General features: G+C 63.5%; 28 protein-coding genes. 12 read left to right on the forward strand and 16 right to left on the reverse strand.

The genetic code is table 11. The features are described from left to right. Positions 1–30: 30 nt before the first annotated feature. Entirely contained in the window at positions 31–501 is a 471-nt protein-coding gene (locus CH266_RS00250) for a nuclear transport factor 2 family protein (RefSeq protein WP_027494954.1), read from the reverse strand. A gap of 344 nt (positions 502–845) precedes the next feature. On the opposite strand from CH266_RS00250, the gene CH266_RS00255 reads away from it, so the two are divergent. Both CH266_RS00255 and CH266_RS00260 read left to right on the forward strand, forming a co-directional pair. Then, positions 846–1337 (forward strand): tetratricopeptide repeat protein, encoded by a 492-nt coding sequence (locus CH266_RS00255; protein ID WP_217900976.1) that lies wholly within the window; start codon positions 846–848, stop codon positions 1335–1337. Then, positions 1334–1765 (forward strand): PPOX class F420-dependent oxidoreductase, encoded by a 432-nt coding sequence (locus CH266_RS00260; protein WP_032371429.1) that lies wholly within the window; start codon positions 1334–1336, stop codon positions 1763–1765. The genes CH266_RS00255 and CH266_RS00260 overlap by 4 nt, the downstream gene beginning before the upstream one ends. Positions 1766–1859: 94 nt before the next feature. Here CH266_RS00260 and CH266_RS00265 read toward each other — a convergent pair whose 3' ends face one another. After that, entirely contained in the window at positions 1860–2315 is a 456-nt protein-coding gene (locus CH266_RS00265) for a DUF3237 domain-containing protein (protein WP_032371430.1), read from the reverse strand. Between the two features lies 1 nt (position 2316). After that, positions 2317–2835, reverse strand: coding sequence for a phenolic acid decarboxylase (locus CH266_RS00270; protein ID WP_094642771.1), 519 nt, complete (start codon positions 2833–2835; stop codon positions 2317–2319). Positions 2836–2895: 60 nt separating this feature from the next. Here CH266_RS00270 and CH266_RS00275 point away from each other — a divergent pair, with 60 nt between their 5' ends. Next, entirely contained in the window at positions 2896–3339 is a 444-nt protein-coding gene (locus tag CH266_RS00275) for a MarR family winged helix-turn-helix transcriptional regulator (RefSeq protein ID WP_032407772.1), read from the forward strand. A gap of 115 nt (positions 3340–3454) precedes the next feature. Here CH266_RS00275 and CH266_RS00280 read toward each other — a convergent pair whose 3' ends face one another. After that, positions 3455–3949: a hypothetical protein gene (locus tag CH266_RS00280; RefSeq protein ID WP_176456959.1), complete on the reverse strand. Its 495-nt coding sequence runs from the start codon at positions 3947–3949 to the stop codon at positions 3455–3457. Positions 3950–4066: 117 nt separating this feature from the next. Next, on the reverse strand, positions 4067–4936 hold the full coding sequence (locus tag CH266_RS00285; protein WP_094714442.1) for an AraC family transcriptional regulator: 870 nt from the start codon (positions 4934–4936) through the stop codon (positions 4067–4069). 93 nt (positions 4937–5029) lie between these two features. Here CH266_RS00285 and CH266_RS00290 point away from each other — a divergent pair, with 93 nt between their 5' ends. Further along, positions 5030–5341, forward strand: a complete 312-nt coding sequence (locus CH266_RS00290) for an aldo/keto reductase (protein ID WP_094714443.1) — start codon at positions 5030–5032, stop codon at positions 5339–5341. A gap of 22 nt (positions 5342–5363) precedes the next feature. Here the strand turns inward: CH266_RS00290 and CH266_RS00295 are convergent, their stop codons facing one another. Then, positions 5364–5825: a GNAT family N-acetyltransferase gene (locus CH266_RS00295; protein WP_176456960.1), complete on the reverse strand. Its 462-nt coding sequence runs from the start codon at positions 5823–5825 to the stop codon at positions 5364–5366. Between the two features lie 112 nt (positions 5826–5937). Between CH266_RS00295 and CH266_RS00300 the strand changes: the two genes are divergently transcribed. Continuing rightward, a complete protein-coding gene (locus tag CH266_RS00300; protein WP_094651447.1) occupies positions 5938–6663 on the forward strand; it encodes a haloacid dehalogenase type II in 726 nt (241 codons plus the stop codon). Next, positions 6656–6892 (forward strand): hypothetical protein, encoded by a 237-nt coding sequence (locus CH266_RS00305; protein WP_141214450.1) that lies wholly within the window; start codon positions 6656–6658, stop codon positions 6890–6892. Before CH266_RS00300 ends, CH266_RS00305 begins: the two co-directional genes overlap by 8 nt. A 24-nt stretch (positions 6893–6916) precedes the next feature. Here CH266_RS00305 and CH266_RS25680 read toward each other — a convergent pair whose 3' ends face one another. Together CH266_RS25680 and CH266_RS00310 are read right to left on the reverse strand one after the other, a co-directional pair. Beyond that, positions 6917–7108 (reverse strand): hypothetical protein, encoded by a 192-nt coding sequence (locus tag CH266_RS25680; protein ID WP_255175792.1) that lies wholly within the window; start codon positions 7106–7108, stop codon positions 6917–6919. Then, entirely contained in the window at positions 7068–7367 is a 300-nt protein-coding gene (locus CH266_RS00310) for a hypothetical protein (RefSeq protein ID WP_255175793.1), read from the reverse strand. The genes CH266_RS25680 and CH266_RS00310 overlap by 41 nt, the downstream gene beginning before the upstream one ends. Positions 7368–7434: 67 nt before the next feature. On the opposite strand from CH266_RS00310, the gene CH266_RS00315 reads away from it, so the two are divergent. Beyond that, the gene (locus CH266_RS00315; RefSeq protein WP_032371439.1) at positions 7435–8109 is read left to right on the forward strand and encodes a hypothetical protein; all 675 of its coding nucleotides are present in this window, start codon (positions 7435–7437) and stop codon (positions 8107–8109) included. A 6-nt stretch (positions 8110–8115) separates the two neighbouring features. On the opposite strand, the gene CH266_RS00320 is transcribed toward CH266_RS00315, so the two are convergent. From CH266_RS00320 to CH266_RS00330, 3 genes are all read right to left on the reverse strand, one after another. Beyond that, the gene (locus tag CH266_RS00320) at positions 8116–8328 is read right to left on the reverse strand and encodes a hypothetical protein (protein ID WP_027494940.1); all 213 of its coding nucleotides are present in this window, start codon (positions 8326–8328) and stop codon (positions 8116–8118) included. A 16-nt stretch (positions 8329–8344) separates the two neighbouring features. Beyond that, positions 8345–9415: a phospho-N-acetylmuramoyl-pentapeptide-transferase gene (gene mraY, locus CH266_RS00325; protein ID WP_027494939.1), complete on the reverse strand. Its 1071-nt coding sequence runs from the start codon at positions 9413–9415 to the stop codon at positions 8345–8347. A gap of 115 nt (positions 9416–9530) precedes the next feature. After that, positions 9531–10355 carry a helix-turn-helix transcriptional regulator gene (locus CH266_RS00330; RefSeq protein WP_255175794.1) on the reverse strand — a complete coding sequence of 275 codons (825 nt, stop codon included), beginning with the start codon at positions 10353–10355 and terminating at the stop codon, positions 9531–9533. 67 nt (positions 10356–10422) lie between these two features. On the opposite strand from CH266_RS00330, the gene CH266_RS00335 reads away from it, so the two are divergent. Further along, complete coding sequence (locus CH266_RS00335; RefSeq protein ID WP_094714446.1) at positions 10423–10800, forward strand: VOC family protein; 378 nt, start codon at positions 10423–10425, stop codon at positions 10798–10800. A 19-nt stretch (positions 10801–10819) separates the two neighbouring features. Next, positions 10820–11206: a VOC family protein gene (locus CH266_RS00340; protein ID WP_032371441.1), complete on the forward strand. Its 387-nt coding sequence runs from the start codon at positions 10820–10822 to the stop codon at positions 11204–11206. A gap of 4 nt (positions 11207–11210) precedes the next feature. Here the strand turns inward: CH266_RS00340 and CH266_RS00345 are convergent, their stop codons facing one another. The 3 genes from CH266_RS00345 to CH266_RS00355 form a co-directional block, all read right to left on the reverse strand. Then, entirely contained in the window at positions 11211–11603 is a 393-nt protein-coding gene (locus CH266_RS00345; protein ID WP_094714447.1) for a VOC family protein, read from the reverse strand. Then, a complete protein-coding gene (locus CH266_RS00350; RefSeq protein WP_094714456.1) occupies positions 11600–12121 on the reverse strand; it encodes a mycothiol transferase in 522 nt (173 codons plus the stop codon). Before CH266_RS00350 ends, CH266_RS00345 begins: the two co-directional genes overlap by 4 nt. Positions 12122–12243: 122 nt before the next feature. Then, positions 12244–12861, reverse strand: coding sequence for a LysE/ArgO family amino acid transporter (locus CH266_RS00355; protein ID WP_094714457.1), 618 nt, complete (start codon positions 12859–12861; stop codon positions 12244–12246). A gap of 72 nt (positions 12862–12933) precedes the next feature. Here CH266_RS00355 and CH266_RS00360 point away from each other — a divergent pair, with 72 nt between their 5' ends. Further along, positions 12934–13791 (forward strand): LysR family transcriptional regulator ArgP, encoded by an 858-nt coding sequence (locus CH266_RS00360; protein WP_094651450.1) that lies wholly within the window; start codon positions 12934–12936, stop codon positions 13789–13791. Position 13792: 1 nt separating this feature from the next. On the opposite strand, the gene CH266_RS00365 is transcribed toward CH266_RS00360, so the two are convergent. Together CH266_RS00365 and lat are read right to left on the reverse strand one after the other, a co-directional pair. Then, positions 13793–14197: a hypothetical protein gene (locus CH266_RS00365; RefSeq protein WP_048319069.1), complete on the reverse strand. Its 405-nt coding sequence runs from the start codon at positions 14195–14197 to the stop codon at positions 13793–13795. A 73-nt stretch (positions 14198–14270) separates the two neighbouring features. Next, the gene (gene lat, locus CH266_RS00370) at positions 14271–15599 is read right to left on the reverse strand and encodes an L-lysine 6-transaminase (RefSeq protein ID WP_094714458.1); all 1329 of its coding nucleotides are present in this window, start codon (positions 15597–15599) and stop codon (positions 14271–14273) included. 124 nt (positions 15600–15723) lie between these two features. Between lat and amaB the strand changes: the two genes are divergently transcribed. Further along, positions 15724–17259 carry an L-piperidine-6-carboxylate dehydrogenase gene (amaB, locus tag CH266_RS00375; RefSeq protein WP_094714448.1) on the forward strand — a complete coding sequence of 512 codons (1536 nt, stop codon included), beginning with the start codon at positions 15724–15726 and terminating at the stop codon, positions 17257–17259. A gap of 16 nt (positions 17260–17275) precedes the next feature. After that, positions 17276–18508, forward strand: coding sequence for a hypothetical protein (locus CH266_RS00380; protein ID WP_141214451.1), 1233 nt, complete (start codon positions 17276–17278; stop codon positions 18506–18508). Positions 18509–18530: the final 22 nt, after the last annotated feature.

Genomic DNA, 18530 nt, shown 5'->3' on the forward strand with positions numbered 1-18530 from the left:
GGGGCGAACTGGGGGGAGGGGAGACCGAATCTAGAGTTGGCGCAATTTCCGCTCGAATGCGTCGATGCGTGTGGTGTCCTCGAAGAAGTCCTCTTGCGAGACGATTTTGCCCCAACTGGTGCGGACCAGGAGCACCGTTCGGTTGCTGTACAACTCGGTGCCGTCGGCTGCGTGTGCTTGGTCGTCGAAGCGGACGAGGAGGGTCATGCGCCAGGGGGCTCCGCCGCTGTAGATTTCCGTGACCTGCCCGCGGATGCCGGCGGCGACGAAGTCCTGGAAGAACTTTTCGATTGCCGGTCGTCCGCGGTGGGTGCCCGACCATCGGCTGTCACCGTCGGCGAATTTGAGCACCGCGTCTCGGTGGAACGACGAGAGCAGTGGGCGATAGTTTCCGTTGTTGAGCGCCTCGATGTCTCGCTGCAACTTGAGGGTCAGCACTCGCATCAGCAGAAGCTTGCATGCGAAGGCCGTCGAGATGCCGGCCAGAAATCTCAGTTGCATGGCTATACGTTTGCTTACCGTTCACCGACGTGTCAATCGAGTGGGACGTTTCGAGACCCGGCTTCACCCAGGTCGGTGGTGGTGCTGTTCACCATCTTTTCGAGTTCGCAGCCCGGCCGATACCGTCGATGACGACTCACACCGATCGTGTACTTCGCTTCGGTTCAGAGAACATCGCAGAGTGAAGGTTCCAAGCGTAGGCATGCTCTGCAAGGATGGACTGGTGAGGGGACGAACGTGAGCGCATGTCGTTCGTCGGTAGCGGTCCGGCCGAATCCCGGGGGGCCCAGATGGACTCCATAGCTGCGTTCTGGTGCCACGCAGATGACTGCGAGCCTGCTCTGATGCGGTCGGAGATGAATCAGTTGCTCTCGGCGACAAGGCTTTCCCGAGCACAGACACTGTTCGAACGTGCGTCGCTCGAGGATTTTCTGGGCGAAGAATCGGCTGCGATTCCGTTGTACGAGGCGGCGCTGTCGAGTGGGCTCGATTCCGCGCACGAGAGCAAGGCCAGAATTCAGCTCGCCAGTTCGCTGCGTAATGTCGGCCGACTCCAGGAGGCGTCGCGTGTGTTGGAAGACTTCGAGTTTTCCGACGAATTCTCCTCTGCGCGAGATGCATTCATTGCCCTGATCCTGTGGGATCTGGGCGATGGTGCTGGCGCGCTGAAGGCGGCACTGCAGGCAGCGAAGCCTGCGCTCGGCACATACCGTCGCGCAATCGGAACTTATGCCGACGACCTCCCTACCGACAGGCCGAGGAACAGCGGCACCGACGACCGTGTTGCCCACCATGATCGTGCCAGTTCGTTCGACGACCCCGAGGTGAAGCCATGACCAGCGGAGCATTCGATCCACACGACCTCCTCGAGCGCAGCCGACTCGGCGTACTCGCCACGATAAAAGCGAGCGGCCTGCCGCAACTGTCGCCGGTGACGCCGTTCTACGATCGCACCGAGCGAACAATCAAGATTTCGGTCACCGAAGGACGAGCGAAAACGGCCAACCTACGCCGAGACCCGCGCGCTGCACTCGAAGTGACCAGCGCCGACGGCAAGGCCTGGGCAACAGCAGAAGGATCCGTCATTCTCACCGGACCGGGCGCGAACCCGAACAGCCCCGAAATCGATGCGCTGGTCGACTACTACCGCGCCGCCGCCGGAGAGCACCCCGACTGGAACGAATACCGCGCCGCAATGGCCGCGGATCGCCGAGTTCTGGTGACCATCGCCGTCGACCACGTCTACGGCGAAAGCCTCACCTGATCGCCTAGGCAGTCCACTCGATGTGCCATTGACCCCCGAAAAGGCCACTGAATGTGCCACTGAGTGCACTGGGGTCGGTGCACATCCGCCTCTGTCATGTGAGTTGGTAGACGTCCAGTTCGACGGAATTCGGTAAACGTTCACCGGTGGCCACGAAGAGTGTCCCGTTCATCCAGCTGAGGGAGTCGGCGGACGTCGACAGTCGGGGAAGGGTGCGGAAGTAGATTCGGTCGGCGGGAACCTGCTCGCCGCGAGTCAATGCGTCGATGTCCTGTTCGCTGCCGGTGCGAACCCCGACGTTGTGGACCGAGATCCGTTCGCCTGTGTCGGTCTCGAGTGCATATCGGGCGTCGAGTTCGGTGACAGTGGCCGATCTGAGGACCTGGTGGTCGGCGCCGCCGGCCAGGACGCGTCCTCGTATCACCGGCCCGTCGACGGTCCCACCGAGGATCGGCACGAGGCGTCGATGTCCGTCGCTGACCTGGCCGAGATCGATGGGCTCCCCGACCGTGACGGACAAGTGCGCGACGAACGTCAGATCGGGGCGCACGTCAGTTCGTTCGGTCCGCGAAGCCGTCGGGAAGATCGCCAGGTGCGACGGACACGATGGTCTCGTCGTCGGCTCCGACGTTCTCGAAGAGCGTGATCGTGGCGAACTCGGGGACGACATAGATGGGGTAGGTCGGTCCGGCGTCGCGGTACGCACGCATTTCGTCGAGGTGATCGTTCTGGTAGAGGACCGTTTTGGTTCCGTCCAATTCGATCCACTGCGGGAAGAAGATGGTTCCGTGCAGACGACGCTTGCCTGGGATGACGTTGACGACGACCGAGGTTCCGGTGGGCTCGTTCCATGAGATCTTGTAGACGTCGTCGTCGAGCTTGACGAGATCGACTTCCTGGTCTTTGACCCAGCGTCCGCCGACCATGCCGGTGTGAATTCGGTAGTCGATCGTGGTCGCGTTCTTGACATACATCTCGTACTGCCAGCTGTTGGCGTACGTGTAGATGAAGCGATGCCCGACGATGCCGCTCAGATCTTGGCTGGGGATGGGGTTCTCGACTGTGGTCATGGTCTTCATTTTGTCACAAAACTATGTTTGCGGCAAAACTATCTGTGCGATCATCGACGTATGGACTCCACCGCAACGGAATTGGGCCGACAGCTGGGGCCCCTGCGGCGATCACTGCTCCGGGCGACGCGGGATGTCGCGCAGTTGCCCGACATCGCCGACTCGCACATCGAGGTGATGCGAGCCCTCGCAGCAGAACCGTCCATGAGTCCGGGACGCCTTGCCACCCGCCTCAACCTGGCCCGATCCACCGTGAGCAACCTGATCAGAGCGATGGTCGACGCCGGCCTGGTGGAAAGATCGATCACCGCCGGTGACCTTCGAGGGGCGACACTCACCGCATCGCCGAAAGCTGTGAAGCTCCTCGCCGAATACGACGCGGCGAGCTCCCGAGTACTCGCGGACGCACTGGACGAACTGAGTCGACACAACCGCGAAGCCATCGCCGCAGCTCTGCCGGCCTTGGCGGAAATCACCAGCATCCTCTCCCGCCGCAGCTCCTGATTCTCGGCGGTGCGTCCGCACCCATGCAGTCCACTCGATGTGCCATTGACCCCCGAAAAGGCCACCGAATGTCACATTGAGTACCGGGATGTCGTGCTAATGGTCCCTGTTTCGATCAGCGACGCGTGTTGATGTCGAGGACAAGCCGAGGAGTGCGCATCTGACCGACTGTCGACCACCAGCGGTGTGCGGGATACGACAGTCGAACCACGAAGTAGTTGACGAATTCGACAACGGCGAACAGCCACACGACGAGCAGTGCGACGCCAATTCCGGCGCTCGACGGGAACCATACGACGACACCGATGAGCCCAACCGCCAACAGTGGGACGTTTGCGACTCGACATACGCGAAAGATCGCGCGAATGACCGGTGGCATCGGGTTGAGTTCGACCCAGGATCGCGCCATCAACCAATAAACTCCCGCCTGCACGAGGACGGCGAGCAACGGGACGAGAGCAGACCACATGGCGAGTGAGTCCTCTCTGTCGTCGAGTCGTGGTTCTGCCATGGTGAGCGCAATCGAAGCAAACACCGCTGCGGCGGACAGCTCACCCAGGCCGAGCGACAGATACCTTCGCCGCAACGCGTTCCGGCGACCACTGGACATCACGCCAGATTAGTCATGAGTTGGCAGCGACACCCGCCCCCACAGTCCACCGGATGTGCCATTGACCCCCGAAAAGGCCACCAAATGTCACATTGAGTAGCCAGGGCGGGCGGGGAGTCATTGGTTGCGGGCAACCGGGATCCAGAGTTCTCCGGCTCCCGATGACCAGTCGGGTGTGTTGTCGGTGACGGTCAGAATTTCCGGGCCGGGGGTGATGTGGAAGGGGTGGGAGGGGAACCATTCGCTGAATGCGTCGGCCCAGAGTTGTTGTAGTGCTGGGGCGAGTGCGGTGTCGCTGCGTGTTTCGAAGACCGCCCATGTCGATGCGGGGACGCTGAGGGAGTCCAGGTCGGCCGGTATGGGGGCTGTGGTGGCGACGGCGAAGTAGTAGTCGAAGAGACTGCCGTCGGTTCGGTCGGCCTCGAAGCCATCGCTGACGAAGAGGATGTGGGGGAGTTCGGGCAGGTCGGCGTGTCGGCGGAGTCGTTCGCCGAATCCGGTGGGCAAGGTCTGGTGGAACTGGGTCATGGCGGTGTTCTCGCCGTGGAATGTGAGGGGGATTCGCGTCGATTTGCCGATGATGTGGAATGCGGGCAGTTCGGTGATGCGGTAGTCCATGGTGCTCTTTCCTTCGATGGTCAGGTGAAATGCCAAGGGTGGTCTGGAGCGGAGGGTGGTCCCTGGCTTGCGGGCGTGGGATGGTGTGACCCCGTGCATGTCTCGGAATGCGCGAGTGAATGCGTCACCGCTGTAGCCGTACTTGGTCGCGACGTCGAGCACCCCGTTGCCGGCGAGAATGTCTGCGGCTGCCAACGACATTCGCCGTTGTCGGATGTACGCCGACAGTGGGATTCCGGCCAGTGCGGAGAACACGCGTCGAAAGTGATAGTCGGACGTGAGGGTGATGCGAGCAAGCTGTGCCGGGTCGATGTCGTGGTCGAGGTTGTCCTCGATGTAGTCCAGTGCTGCATTCCATCGTTCGAGCATGTGCCGGTGGCCTTTCCTTCGTTCTGGTGACAACGATAGGGAGGCGCAGGCACGGCTGGCTCGACTTTTCGAGCCCGGCTGGGTCGGGTTCAGATGGTGCGCACAGCCGACGTCGTCGTCGAGGTGGCAGAAGAGTTGGGTGCGACTCCGGCCCAGGTGGCGTTGGCATGGACGCTGCTGCATCCCGCCGTCGTCAGTTCGTTGATCGGTGTCCGGACGGCAGAACAGTTGCAGCACAACATCGGTGCCCTCGATATCGTCTTCGACGAGACGCACTTGGCTCGACTGCAGTCGGTCAGCGCCATCGACATGGGATTTCCGCACGAATTCCTGGCGCGGCCGATGGTGCGTGGGGTCACGAGCGGGCGGACGTCGGTGCGCCCACGCCCACTGCGGTCCTGGTGATCGGACCTGGTGAGCAGTCGAATCAGGACGACGGTGATCGACGATAGGTCAACGGATCACCGTCGTGCACGACTGTGAACCCTGCCTTCTCCAGCACTCTTTGCGACGCGGCATTGCCGCGTGCGACTATCGCAACCGTTGCGAGGTTGCCCACGGTCTCGCGTGCCAAGCCCAGCATGTGCCCAGCACAGCCGCGTCCCCAGTGGTCCGGATGCACCCAGTAGCCCACCTCGACGTGATCGGCTCGACGGATGAGGCTCAGCAGTCCGACCGGTACCGCGTCTTCGACGCCGATCGACCACATCGGCAGGTCGGGTGTATCGAGGTCCGTCGTCGCCAATGCGCGGTTGAATCGACCATCGAAATAGGTTCTTGTCCAGGGTTTTCCGTCGCCCACCCACCGCATGACGGAGGCGTCCGAGGCCATCGAGTACAGGAATTCGGCATCGGTGGCAGTTGCCCGCCGTAGCCGGGTCGACGTCACAACCGCCGACCATCGATGGGTCGAGGGTCGGCCAACCGCAGTACGATGCTCATGACCTGCAGACGATAGAGGCATCCGGATCCGACCGCCACCGAATACCCAAGGGAGCCCGATGAACCTGGCCGACTACGACGTCTTGAGCTTCGATTGCTATGGAACGTTGATCGATTGGGAGTCGGGTATCGGTGACGTGCTCGGCGCATGGGCTGCGGATACAGGGTCGCCGATGTCCAAGGACGAATTACTCGCCGCCTATGCGCCCAACGAAGCACAGGCGCAGCAGGATTCACCGTCGATGCTCTATCCCGACATCCTGGCCGACGCATTCGGACGAACAGGCGACGCGCTGGGTATACCGGTCACCCCGGAATGGTCAGGCAGACTCGCCGGCTCCGTTCCGGACTGGCCGGCCTTTCCCGACTCGGCGGACGCACTGGCATCACTCGCCGAGCACTACAAGCTGGTGATTCTGTCCAACGTGCACCGCGCGGGTTTTGCCGGTAGCAACCGTCGGCTCGGCGTTGAATTCGACGCCATCGTCACAGCCGAGGATGTGCACGCATACAAGCCGGCGGACAACCATTTCGATGCGCTCGACGCGATCCTCGACGACTTCGGTGTGCCCAAATCACGTCTGCTGCACGTGGCACAGAGCCTGTTCCACGATCACGTCCCGGCGCGGCGTCACGGCCTTGCTTCGGTGTGGATCGATCGCAGACACGATCGGCCAGGGTGGGGCGCAACACCGGAGCCGAACGGCGACTACGGCTTTGCGATGCAGTTCCCGAGCATGGCGGAGTTCGCCGACGCGGCCCGTGGGGCGCACGGCAATGCGTAGGTTGAGCACCCTGGTCGGGCTGTGTCTCGGATTGATCGGCTCGCTCGGATACTTGCTGTGGGAGATCAGGCCGCGACGGGTCAACTACGCGTTCGTCGTGGACAGTTCGAGTTACATCCGCTCGTTGGGAATCACCTACACAACGGCGTTCGTTGTCTTCGGCCTGCCCGTCCTCGGCGCTGTTCTCGGCCTCGTGGTCGGTGTTCTGTTCACCAAAAAGCGACGCTGACGCTGTCGTTTCCGGGCGACTGCCCTACCAGTGCCATGCGTCGCCGCCGACGTTCTCGATGGTTCGTTGCAGGACGCGGATAGTGGTCGCGAAATCGTCCTGACTGATTCCCTGCATGCGTTCGTCTTGCAGCATCCGTTGGATGTCCGCGGCGCGGGCGAACAGCCGCTCGCCCTCAGGCGTGAACTTCAGTCGTGCATGGGATTCGGTGATCAACCCCTTCTCGGTAGCGGAGTCGATTGCGTCGACGATCGCGTTCGGGCGTGTCGTTGTGTCCGATCGTGTCGATCGTCTTCGCTCGATCGGCACCAGCGGGATGCAGTGAAATCTGATGCAGGAGCCACCATTCGGCCTGGGTGATGCCGATGTCGCGGAGCACTCCGCGCGTTCGAGCGCGGACGGCCTCCCCGGCGCGGACGGTCCAGAAGCCGATGGGTTGCTTGTCGGGTGGTTGCATGGGGCGCTGTGTCGTCATGCATCGAACGGTAGAACCTGAACAATGCTCGAGGTCAAGAGACCGACTGGCCGGTAGAGTCTCGCGCGTGGACAGACCATCCGGCAAAGGGCTCGTCGCAGTGCTCGGGGGCGTCGGCGCGGCCACAGGGGCTGCGGCCGCGGTGGTGTGGCACGTTGCGATCACCGAACCGCCGGACACTCCTGGGACGGCACATCTGCGACCGAGCTGGTTCCCCGTGTCGCTGTATCTCGTTGCCGCCGGGGTGGCTCTGGCTGTGGTGGTGGCGTGGTTTCTCGTCGATTCCGGAATGCGCGTCGTCAGAGACCGTCAGTACAGTTCCGCCCACCTGTTCACGTTGCTGATCGTCGTCGGTGCCGCGCTGGGAGCGGGCAGTGCCTTCGCGTGGACCCACTGGCCGCCGCAGCAGTTGGAGAGAGCTCCAGATCCCGCAGCGGCGTGGGCTCGGTACATCGTGATTCACAGTGGTGCAACCGAAGTCCCGCAGTCGTCGTTCGGCACCGCACCCGCGGACATATCCGGCATCGGGATTCAGGACGATGAGGGTTACGTCGGAAATCTCTTCAGTTCTGATGCTGCTGTCGACGACGCGTCACCGTCGACCTTCACCCCGATCATCGGCAGTCCGTGGACGGTGTTTCCCGTCGGCGGTGTTGTCCTTGCAGCGGTTGCGGCATGGACGTTGTCGCTGAGGGATTTTCGGTTGACTGCGGTGTCGCGATCGGACCCGGATGCGCTCTAGCGAGCCCTACTCGTCCGTGCGCAGTTCGTCGACCAACGTGAACAGCCTGCCCAGGTAGTCGCTGTGAAAGACCTCGGTGGCGCGGATCTTTGCGTTTCCGTCGAGTCCGAATTGAAGGTTGACGAGTTCGACTCCGATGGCGACGCGTCGAGCATCGAGGGTCTCGAGTTCGGCGGCGAGAGCATCGACCTTGGCCAGCGGAGACAGTTCGTCGGTCATATCGGAATCGTAGAGGTCAGCCGACGGCCGCGAGGAATTCGCTGTAGAACAATCCGAGCCCCAGCGCCGACGCGATGGCCGCGAACAGCCACAGTCGGATGATGACCGTTGTTTCCGCCCAGCCACCCAACTCGAAGTGATGGTGGATCGGTGCCATCCGGAACGGCCGCTTGCCGGTGGACTTGAAGGACGCGACCTGGATGACCACCGACGCGCTCTCGGCGACGAAGAGGGCTCCGAAGACGACCGCGATCAGCTCGGTCTTGCTGACGACCGACAGGCCGGCGAGCAGACCACCGAGTGCCAGGGAGCCGGTGTCGCCCATGAAGATCTTGGCCGGTGCTGCGTTCCACCACAGGAATCCGATGCATGCTCCCGCGGCCGCCGCGCACACGACAGCGAGGTCGAGGGGATCACGCACCTGGTAGCACCCGGCCACCGAATTGGTGGCGCACGATTGCCGGTACTGCCAGAACGTCATCACCGTGTAGGCGCCGAGGACGAGGGTCATCGAGCCCGCCGCCAACCCGTCGAGCCCGTCGGTGAGGTTGACGGCATTGGACCAGGCAACGACGAGGAACACACAGAACAGCACGAAGACGATCGGAGCCATCGTGAAGAACGTCGACTGACGCACCAGTGACAGTTCGACGTTGCCCGGCGTCAGCCCGTTGCCGTTGCGAAACTGCAGTGCCAGAACCGCGAAGATCACTGCGGCACTGATCTGCCCGACGTACTTTCCGGTGGCTTTGAGGCCGAGGCTTCGCTTCATCCGGAGCTTGATGTAGTCGTCGAGGAAACCGACGATGCCGAGGGCGGTCGCGAGACCGAGGATCAACAGCGCCGATGCCGACGGCCCGTCGCCTCCCATCGCCACGAGGTGGGAACCGAGGTAGCCGGCCCACAGACCCACGATGATCGCGACGCCGCCCATCGTCGGCGTTCCTCGCTTGGCTTGGTGGCTCGCCGGGCCTTCGACGCGAATCTCCTGGCCGAAGCCCTGCCGGGTGAACAGCGCGATGAGAAATGGCGTCAACAGAATCGAGACCGCCAATGCGATTCCACCGGCGACGAGAATGTTGATCATGCGTTGAAGCCCACTCTTCCTCTGTGCTGCGGTTGCCCACCGGGTGCTACCGAGCACCGCGGGATACTGTGCCAAACGAATCGGCAAAAGTCGCATTGCGTGACGAAGGTGTTACTCACAGTTGATACGTACCGGGAGACACACCGACCAGTTCGGTGAACTCGCGGGTGAAATGCGCCTGGTCGAACCATCCGTACCGCGCGGCCAGTTCCGCCAGCGACCCGCTGTATCCGTTGTCGAGATCACTGAGTGCGTCGTGAATCCGATATCGGCCCAGAACCCACTTGGGCGTCGCACCGACATAACGCTCGAACAACCGCTGTAGCCGACGAGTCCCGATGCCACATCTGTCCTCCACCTGGCCGACGCGTATCAGCGTCCGATCACCGAGCATCGTGCCGATGACTTCCAAGACGATCTCGTACTCCGGCTCGACATCGTGGGCGTAGGGCTCGAGAACCGCGTCGACGACGGTTCGGCAGTGGTCGGCGTCGTGCTGTGCGTCCAGTTGCGTCAACGCGGCGACGGTCTCCGATCGGAACGGGGTGGGCGGAGCTACTGGGACGTCGCGCAGAGTTCGGGCCACGGTTCCGGTGAAGCTCGCGTAGCCGCCGGGTCGGAACTTGACGCCGAACACCCACCCGGACTCGGCGAGTTCGACGTCGAACCGTCGGGTCAGCACTCCTGTGACGACCACCGGCTCGGTGACGCCGGCGCGGGTCCAGCCGTGCTCGACGCTGAGCGTGCATGCCGGGTGGGGCAGGGTCGAGCTGCGATACGAGGTGCCCGACGGCAGATCCCACCGAAGTTGCCAGTAGTTCTCGACCCACGGTTCCAACGACGCCGCACACGGCAGCCGGACCAGGTCGACATACTGCGCCAGCTGATCCGGCCGCAGGACACCGGCGTGGGTGGCTGTCGCATTTTTCCTATCCGGCACGGGCGTCAGTGTAGGAGTCTGGTCCGACACCTTCGAGAAACGATCGACGCTGTCGAGGAGAAACACCATGAACGATGCACCCGTGGCAACCCTGAAGATGGTCACGCTGGACTGCGGAGATCCCGAGGCCAGCGCGACGTTCTGGTCTGCGCTGCTCGGCTGGACCGTCGTCCACGCGGAGAAGGATTACGCGATGCTGCAGGGGCCCTCCAGCGCACTCGGATTCGGCCGCGTGGAGAATTATCAGCGGCCGTCGTGGCCGAACACTCAGGGCAGCAAGCAGTTTCACTTCGATCTCGCGGTCGACGATCTGGATGCGGCCGCGACAGCCGCAGTGCACTTGGGCGCAACTGTGCCCGACGAGCAACCGGGTGAGACCTGGCGTGTGCTGTTGGATCCGGCCGGGCATCCGTTCTGCCTGACAAATGCCGCGAACTGGGGCTGACGTGGCTAGCCTTGTCCGGGTGAAACCACGTCTGGCAGGAATCGAAATCGTCGTCGCCGATATGGCTGTTGCATTGGCGTTCTACCGCGTTCTGGGACTGGACATTCCGGCCGACGCCGACGCAGAGCAACACGTGGAGGTCGACCTCGGTGGGGTTCGGCTGTTGTTCGACCTACCCTCGACGATCACCTCGTTCGATCCGACGTGGACCGCGCCCAGCGGAGGCCACCGCGTCGCGCTGGCATTCGACTGCGGCACGGCCGCCGGAGTGGACGCGGCGTGGGCCGCAGTGACCGACGCGGGGTACACAGGGCACCTGCAGCCGTGGGATGCGTTCTGGGGGCAGCGTTATGCCGTCGTGCACGATCCCGACGGCACCACCGTCGATCTGTACGCGAACGTGTGACCGGTCAGCTCACCGGAGAGATGATCTGAATCAGGTTGCCGCAGGTGTCGTCGAACACGGCGGTGATCACCGGGCCCATCTCGGTGGGCTCCTGAGTGAACCTGACACCCAGTCCGACGAGCCGATCGTGTTCGGCGGCAACGTCTTCGACGGCGAACTGGGTGAACGGAATGCCGTCGGTGAACAGTGCCGTCTTGAACGGTCCGGTTGCCGGATGGCCGCTGGGCTCGAGCAGTAGCTCGGTGCCCTCCGGCTCCTGAGGAGATACGACCGTGAGCCAGCGATCTGTTCCGCCCATGGGAATGTCGTGCTTGACCACGAAGCCCAGTACGTCGGTGTAGAACGCCAGTGCCTTGTCTTGGTCGTCGACGAACACACTGGTGATGTTGATTCTCATTGCGGCCCCTCGCCTGTGGGCCCGCCGGTCAGTTCGACGGCGACGTCGAGGTGGCCGAGATGGCGGGCGTATTCCTGCAGTACATGAAAGCAGATCCAGATCAGGGTGGGCTGTTCTTCGGTGAATCGTCCGCCGAGTGCTGCCACGTCGTCCATGCGATGAGACCGCAGCACCTGCTCGGTCAGTCGAGCGCCGTCGTCGAGGCGCGCGAGCAATGCCGCCGCCGGCACGTCGGTCGGCACATGCCAGGATCCGTCCTTTTTGTCTCCCCACGGATCGTCGACGGCGCGCCCGAGAAACCCCCAGACGAACCAGCGCTGCTCCATGTACACAAGATGGATGAGCATCCCGAGGGGAGTCCACTCCGACGGCACAGCCGACGTGGCCAGAGCGTCATCGCTCAACGCGGTGATCCGCCGGGCGAGCTCGCCTCGGTAGAAGCGCAGGTACTCGACGAACAGGTCGGCGGGATCGGACAAGGAGGAATCGGGCTCCGGGAACGTCGTCAGCTGTGCCATGGGTCCTTCGTATCGGGTGGTGGGCTGCGTGTCCATTCTGTGGATGCGAAATCGGGATGAGGGCCGCGATCGTGAATTGTGGACACTCAGCTCACTGCTTGCGCTCCGTCGGCGCGGCAGACTCAGCCGAACAACAGCAGCGCGGCCAGGGTGAGCATCATGATTCCGATACCGAGATCGAGGACCCGCCACGCCATCGGCCGCGCGAACAGGGGGCTGAGCACGCGCGATCCGTATCCGAGAGCGGTGAACCAGAGCACGCTGCCCAGCACGGCACCGAGGGCGAACCACCACCGAAGCTCGCCCGGCTGCCGGTTACCGATGGACCCGAGAAACACGACGGTATCGAGGTAGACGTGGGGGTTGAGCCACGTCAACGCGAGACACGTTGCGACAGCGGCGATCAGCGAGCCCCCGCCGCCGCCGTCGGTGGTCATCGCCGCTGGGGTGCGGGCGCGGTTCAGCGCCATCACTCCGTAGACGAAGAGGAACAGCGCTCCGAGCACGGTGACGACGCGTAACGCCAGCGGAAACCGGTCCACGAGCACGCCGATGCCCGCCACCCCGGCGACGATCAGCACGGCGTCGGACAGCGCGCACACCGCAACCACCGGCAGCACATGCGTGCGTTGCAGGCCCTTACGCAGGACGAACGCGTTCTGCGCACCGATGGCGACGATGAGGGACAGGCCGACTCCCAGTCCGGTCAACGTCGATTGTGCTGCGGCAAGCGAGGTCATGCTGTTCACGTTAGGAGGCGGCCAGCATTAGAGCCAGCGAATGTTTTTCACCATCGGTAAGTGTAGCTTCATATTGTGGAGATCGAGCAGCTCAGAGCGTTGAAAGCAGTCGTCGACGGTGGCACATTCGAGGCTGCCGCACGTGCATTGCATGTGACCCCCTCGGCAGTGAGTCAGAGAATCAAGTCGCTCGAAGCGTCGTTGGGGCGCACTCTTGTGCAGCGGACGAAACCGGTGGTGGCCACCCAATCGGGTGCGGCGGTATTACGCCTGGCTCGTCAGATCGATACGCTGACGGATCAGACGAGGGCCGAGCTCAACGACGACGGCGTCTCGGCCCCCATTTCGATTGCCGTCAATGCCGATTCGATGGCGACGTGGGTGCTACCTGCGCTCGCGCCACTCGCCGGTACGACGACTTTCGATCTGCATCGCCAGGACCAGGACCGCACGGCCCAGCTGTTGCACGACGGAATCGTCTCTGCCGCAATCACATCGGTGTCCGAGCCGGTCCGTGGATGTACTGTCCGATCCCTCGGTGCCATGCGCTACCGGCCGTCGGCCACCGAAAAGTTCATCGAGCGATGGTTCGGTGCTGGTACGACGATCGAGGCACTGAGCACCGCACCGGTGGTGGTGTTCGACGCCGACGACCGGTTGCAGGACAACTACTTACGGCACCGAGGCGTCGATTCACACACTCCGCCCCGCCACCTCGTTCCGGCGTCCTCGGACTACGCGCGGGCGGTGGAACTCGGCTTCGGCTGGGGAATGATCCCGGACCTCCAGGACTGTGACTCCCTGACGTGCTTCGACGCCGACGGCATCGAAGACGTTCAGCTGTACTGGCAGCAGTGGTCGCTGTCCTCGCCTGCACTGCAGCGAGCTGCCGACGCGGTGGCAGCTGCCGCAGCGACCGTGCTGCGGTAAGTCACGCCGGACTGTCGTTCGGAACGATATCGGGCTGCCCATCGCCGACGGGATCGAGAATCGCTGCCGCGCGGGCACCCCATCGCTCGTGCGCCGATTGACGAGACATGCCGACCGCCTGGCCGATGATCGCCCACGTCGCACCCTGAACGCGCAACACCACAACGGTTTCGATGCCGTCGAGCCCCGCCGCCAGTTGCACACGAAGACTCAACAGATGCCACGCGAGGCTCCGTCGTGCAGGCAGGTTGGTCGACTGCTCTGCCTCCCATTCCGGTGTGCCCGGCAGTGGGCCGGTGCCGATGATCTCGTCGGCAATGCGACCGGCCTCGGTGGCTGCGGCCGTCACGACCGCCCGTGTTGCCGCAGTGATGTCGGCCTCGGCGGCCAGCTCGATCGGATCCATGATCCACCTCCTGTGTCAGGTTTATCCTGACAGAAGGCTGCGGCTGGTGTCAAGGATTACCTGACGCGGTGGGTCAGAGCCGACTCAACACCCGATCGATGGACTCGATTGCCTGTGTCAGTTCGGCTTCGGTGACCGTCAGTGCCGGCCGGAATCGCACTGCCGCGTCGCCGCAGCCGAGTGCGAGTACGTGCTCCTCGGTGCGCAACAGTTCGATCACTCGGTCGCGGGTCGTGGCGTCGGGCAGGGAGAAGGCGCACATGAGTCCGCGCCCACGAACCTCGGAGACCATCTCATGTCGAGTTGCCAACTCCTGCAACTGCTTCAGCAAGACTGTTCCGAGTTGGCCGGCGCGTTCGATGAGGTTCTCGGCTTCGACGACCTCCAATATTCGACGCGATCGCACCATGTCGGTGAGGCTGCCGCCCCACGTCGAGTTGATTCTGGAGCTGACCGCGAACACGTGGTCGTCGATGTCGTCGACGCGACCGCCCGCCATCACGCCGCAGACCTGCACCTTCTTACCGAAGGCGACCACATCCGGGACGACGTCGAGCTGCTGGAAAGCCCATGCGGTACCGGTCATTCCGGCTCCGGTCTGCACCTCGTCCATGACGAACAGTGCGTCGAACTCGTGGCAGAGTGCGCGCAGCTTCTGCAGGAAGCGGGGCCGGAAGTGGTGATCCCCACCCTCGCCCTGGATGGGTTCGATGATGGCGCAGGCGATGTCGTGCGGATTGGCTTCGAAGGCCAGCCGTGCGGCCGTCAACGATGCGTCTTCGAGCTCGTCCATGTTCGCGTCGGATCTGATGAACGGGGACGGAATTCGCGGCCAGTCGAATTTCGGAAAGCGCGCGACCTTGTTCGGATCGGTGTTGGTGAGGGACATCGTGTACCCGGTGCGCCCGTGGAATGCGTGCTCGAAGTGCATCACCTGCGAGCCCAGGGACGGATCGATTCCCTTGCGCTCGTTCCACCGGGACTTCCAGTCGAATGCCACCTTCAATGCGTTCTCCACCGCCAACGCACCGCCCTCGACGAAGAAGAGGTGCGGTAGCCGAGCATCGCCCAACACCCGGGCGAATGTGTCGACGAAACGTGCCATCGGCACGGTGTAGATGTCGGAGTTGCTGGGTTTGTTCATCGCCACCTGCAGCAGGTCGGCCCGGAAATCCGGATCGTTGATCAGGGCGGGGTGGTTCATACCCAGGGCATTGGACGCGAAGAAGGTGAACAGATCCAGGTAGCGGGTGCCGTCTCGGGCGTCGACCAGGGTGGACCCGGTAGAGGCGTCGAGGTCCAGGACCAGCTCGAAACCGTCGGCCAGTAGGTGTTCACCGATCACGCCGCGGGCGGTCGAGGCGTCGATGGGCACTCCGGTGCGCTGTAATACTTGCGTCATGATCACGAACATACGCGTTAATATTCCGTAAGCAAGACCATTAGGCAGGAAATAATGCGGTTGTAACCCCCGTCGGTAGGCTTATGTCCGACGGTTCGATTCTCTCCACGGAAGGTGTACGCGCATGTCTGCATCCATCACCCACGACGAGCTGAGTGTGCGTACGCGCGCAATTCTCGACCGGCTGGGTGCGACGATCGCGCTCGACGTGCCGGCCGGTCCCGACGCGATCACCGCGAGATCGCCGATCACCGGCGGAAATCTGGCGTCGCTGGCATCGGCCTCTGCCGAAGACGTCGACGGTGTCATCGCGGACGCAGCTGCGGCGTTCGTCTCGTGGTCGCAGGTGCCGGCACCGGCGCGGGGTCAGGTGATCCGAGAACTCGGGGAACTGCTGCGTACGCACAAGGAGGACCTCGGCGCCCTGGTATCCATCGAGGCCGGAAAGATCGTGTCCGAGGGGCTCGGGGAAGTGCAGGAGATGATCGACATCTGCGACTTCGCCGTCGGCCTCTCACGCCAGCTGTACGGCAACACCATCGCCACCGAGCGGCTCGGGCATCGCATGATGGAGCAGTGGCATCCACTCGGTGTCGTCGGCGTCATCACGGCGTTCAATTTCCCTGTCGCGGTGTGGAGTTGGAACACGGCGTTGGCGTTGGTGGCGGGCGACACCGTCATCTGGAAGCCGTCGGAGAAGACCCCGCTGACTGCCGTCGGCGTGCAGGCTCTGTTCGAGCGTGCTGCTGCCGCTGCAGGTGTCGATCCCAAGATCGCTCAGTTGGTGATCGGGGACCGAGCGTCCGGTGAAGCGCTGGTGGATGATTCGCGTGTTGCTCTGGTGTCGGCAACCGGTTCGACCAGGATGGGCAAGGCTGTTGCGCCGCGGGTTGCGCAGCGATTCGGGCGCGTGCTGCTCGAACTCGGCGGCAACAACGCGGCGATCGTGACGCCGTCGGCAGACCTCGATCTCACGACGCGCGGGCTGGTGTTCTCGGCTGCGGGTACGGCCGGTCAGCGGTGCACCTCGCTCCGACGCGTCATCGCGCATTCCTCGGTTGCGGACAAACTGGTGGCCAAGTTGGTCTCGGCGTACGAGACTCTGTCCATCGGATCTCCCTTGGAGAGCGACACTTTGGTGGGACCGCTCATCGACGCGGGCGCGTTCGCCGGCTATCAGAAGGCGCTCGAGGCCGCCAAGTCCGACGGTGGAACGGTGGTGGTCGGCGGTGAGCGCGTGAATGTCGTCGACGAGTATTCGTACTACGTGCAGCCCGCGATCGTGACGATGCCCGCCCAGACCGACATCGTCAGGCACGAGACGTTCGCGCCCATCCTGTACGTGCTCACCTACGACACCCTCGACGAGGCCATCGCCCTGCACAACGATGTGCCGCAGGGACTTTCGTCGTCGATCTTCACTACCGACCTGCGTGAAGCGGAACGTTTTCTGTCGGCTGCTGGATCGGACTGCGGCATCGCGAACGTCAACATCGGTCCCTCCGGTGCCGAGATCGGCGGTGCTTTCGGCGGCGAGAAGGAAACCGGTGGCGGACGCGAATCAGGTTCGGACGCATGGAAGGCCTACATGCGTCGGGCGACGAACACGGTCAACTATTCCAACGAACTGCCCCTGGCGCAGGGAGTGAAATTCGGCTGACGGCATGATCGGCAGTATGAAAGTACTGTCGATGCTCTTGGCCGGTTTGGTTCTCGGCTATGCCATCAGTGACATCGGCCCCGTCGAGTCGCTGGTGAACAGCACTACGGAATTCGGGTCGTTCTGGTCGATTGTCAACGGGCTCACAGTCGTTGCCGTCGCTGCCTGTGGGACGGCGGTCGCCGCGGCCCGGTCCAGTGCACCAACAGCGACCATTGTGGCGATGGCAGCGCTGCTCGTCGTGGTGTTCCAGACCGTCGGAATGGTGCCCGGGATGCTCGGGCACTGGGCCGCTGCAGTGGGCACCGGTGTGCTGCTGGGTGCGGCCGCGGTTTTGTCGGGACACCACCGTGGTGCACAGGCCGCCCTGGGTGTCTCGGTTGTGGGCGCCGGGCTGCTGGGTTATTGGCTCGATGCGCTGTTGCAGGCGAACGACGGTCCCGTCTTCGTCTGGGATGTGGTCGGTGCCGAGGACGATGTGGCGCCCGAGCGCGCGATCGTCATGGTGATCGCTGCAGTGGCCGCGGCAGTCACGTTGTTCCTGGCACGCCATCACGAGGTGGTGCAGCCACCCGAGACCCCGCGGATTCTGCTCGTCGGCCTGTCGCTGCCCGTCGTGGCAAGCGTCCTGAGCTGGATTGCGGCAGATGCCGATACGCGGAGTGTGGAGTGGCTCGGGGCTCTCGTCGGTATGACGGCTGCTGCGCTGCTGGCGTCGTTCCTGGTTCCTGGGCGCGACGGACGCCTGCTGCTGGTGCTGTTCGCAGTGTCGGCGACGGCCCTGGGCACCTCCGGCTTCGCCGCGGGAGATGCCGTTCGGTTGTGCGCGAGCGCAGCTCTGTTGGTAGTGGGAGCCGGGATCGGTTACCGGTGGCCGCAGCCGTACATCGGGCTGAGCGGCCTGTTCGTCATCGCTGCTACGAGCCTGACGGAGAACTACGTCGACATTCCGATCGTCTCGCAGTTCGCTCTGCCGCTCGTTGCGGCCTATGTTCTGGTCTCCGCACTGGCGACGTCGCCCGGATCTCTGGCGATCTCACTGCCGGCGGTGTTCGTCATGGCCCTGCCCGTGACCGTGGTGTCCGCCGGCTACACACCGTCGTTGTCCATGGATGAATCGGTCATCTCACGCACAAGCGAGCCCGACCACCTGGTGCTGTCGGTGGCCGGGCTCGTGGTTCTTGCTGTGGTGACGGGTGCCGCTGTTCTGCTGGCGCGTCGCTCACCCGTCGTGCGCGGAAACTCGTAGTGGGCTACGAGTTTCCACGCAC

The sequence above is a fragment of the Rhodococcus sp. 06-1474-1B genome (assembly GCF_002258885.1).
Lineage (GTDB): Bacteria > Actinomycetota > Actinomycetes > Mycobacteriales > Mycobacteriaceae > Rhodococcoides > Rhodococcoides fascians.

Excerpts from the sequence above, each read along its gene's own strand:
- mraY (WP_027494939.1), bottom strand. The coding sequence starts at position 9,415 with ATGATCAACATTCTCGTCGCCGGTGGAATCGCATTGGCGGTCTCGATT.
- CH266_RS00255 (WP_217900976.1), top strand. The coding sequence starts at position 846 with ATGCGGTCGGAGATGAATCAGTTGCTCTCGGCGACAAGGCTTTCCCGA.
- CH266_RS00355 (WP_094714457.1), bottom strand. The coding sequence starts at position 12,861 with ATGACCTCGCTTGCCGCAGCACAATCGACGTTGACCGGACTGGGAGTC.
- CH266_RS00345 (WP_094714447.1), bottom strand. The coding sequence starts at position 11,603 with ATGAGAATCAACATCACCAGTGTGTTCGTCGACGACCAAGACAAGGCA.
- CH266_RS00300 (WP_094651447.1), top strand. The coding sequence starts at position 5,938 with ATGAACCTGGCCGACTACGACGTCTTGAGCTTCGATTGCTATGGAACG.
- CH266_RS00305 (WP_141214450.1), top strand. The coding sequence starts at position 6,656 with ATGCGTAGGTTGAGCACCCTGGTCGGGCTGTGTCTCGGATTGATCGGC.
- CH266_RS00280 (WP_176456959.1), bottom strand. The coding sequence starts at position 3,949 with ATGTCCAGTGGTCGCCGGAACGCGTTGCGGCGAAGGTATCTGTCGCTC.
- amaB (WP_094714448.1), top strand. The coding sequence starts at position 15,724 with ATGTCTGCATCCATCACCCACGACGAGCTGAGTGTGCGTACGCGCGCA.
- CH266_RS00285 (WP_094714442.1), bottom strand. The coding sequence starts at position 4,936 with ATGCTCGAACGATGGAATGCAGCACTGGACTACATCGAGGACAACCTC.
- CH266_RS00310 (WP_255175793.1), bottom strand. The coding sequence starts at position 7,367 with ATGACGACACAGCGCCCCATGCAACCACCCGACAAGCAACCCATCGGC.
- CH266_RS00270 (WP_094642771.1), bottom strand. The coding sequence starts at position 2,835 with ATGACCACAGTCGAGAACCCCATCCCCAGCCAAGATCTGAGCGGCATC.
- CH266_RS00350 (WP_094714456.1), bottom strand. The coding sequence starts at position 12,121 with ATGGCACAGCTGACGACGTTCCCGGAGCCCGATTCCTCCTTGTCCGAT.
- CH266_RS00335 (WP_094714446.1), top strand. The coding sequence starts at position 10,423 with ATGAACGATGCACCCGTGGCAACCCTGAAGATGGTCACGCTGGACTGC.
- CH266_RS00380 (WP_141214451.1), top strand. The coding sequence starts at position 17,276 with ATGAAAGTACTGTCGATGCTCTTGGCCGGTTTGGTTCTCGGCTATGCC.
- CH266_RS00320 (WP_027494940.1), bottom strand. The coding sequence starts at position 8,328 with ATGACCGACGAACTGTCTCCGCTGGCCAAGGTCGATGCTCTCGCCGCC.
- CH266_RS00275 (WP_032407772.1), top strand. The coding sequence starts at position 2,896 with ATGGACTCCACCGCAACGGAATTGGGCCGACAGCTGGGGCCCCTGCGG.
- CH266_RS00250 (WP_027494954.1), bottom strand. The coding sequence starts at position 501 with ATGCAACTGAGATTTCTGGCCGGCATCTCGACGGCCTTCGCATGCAAG.
- lat (WP_094714458.1), bottom strand. The coding sequence starts at position 15,599 with ATGACGCAAGTATTACAGCGCACCGGAGTGCCCATCGACGCCTCGACC.
- CH266_RS00260 (WP_032371429.1), top strand. The coding sequence starts at position 1,334 with ATGACCAGCGGAGCATTCGATCCACACGACCTCCTCGAGCGCAGCCGA.
- CH266_RS00365 (WP_048319069.1), bottom strand. The coding sequence starts at position 14,197 with ATGGATCCGATCGAGCTGGCCGCCGAGGCCGACATCACTGCGGCAACA.
- CH266_RS00290 (WP_094714443.1), top strand. The coding sequence starts at position 5,030 with ATGGTGCGCACAGCCGACGTCGTCGTCGAGGTGGCAGAAGAGTTGGGT.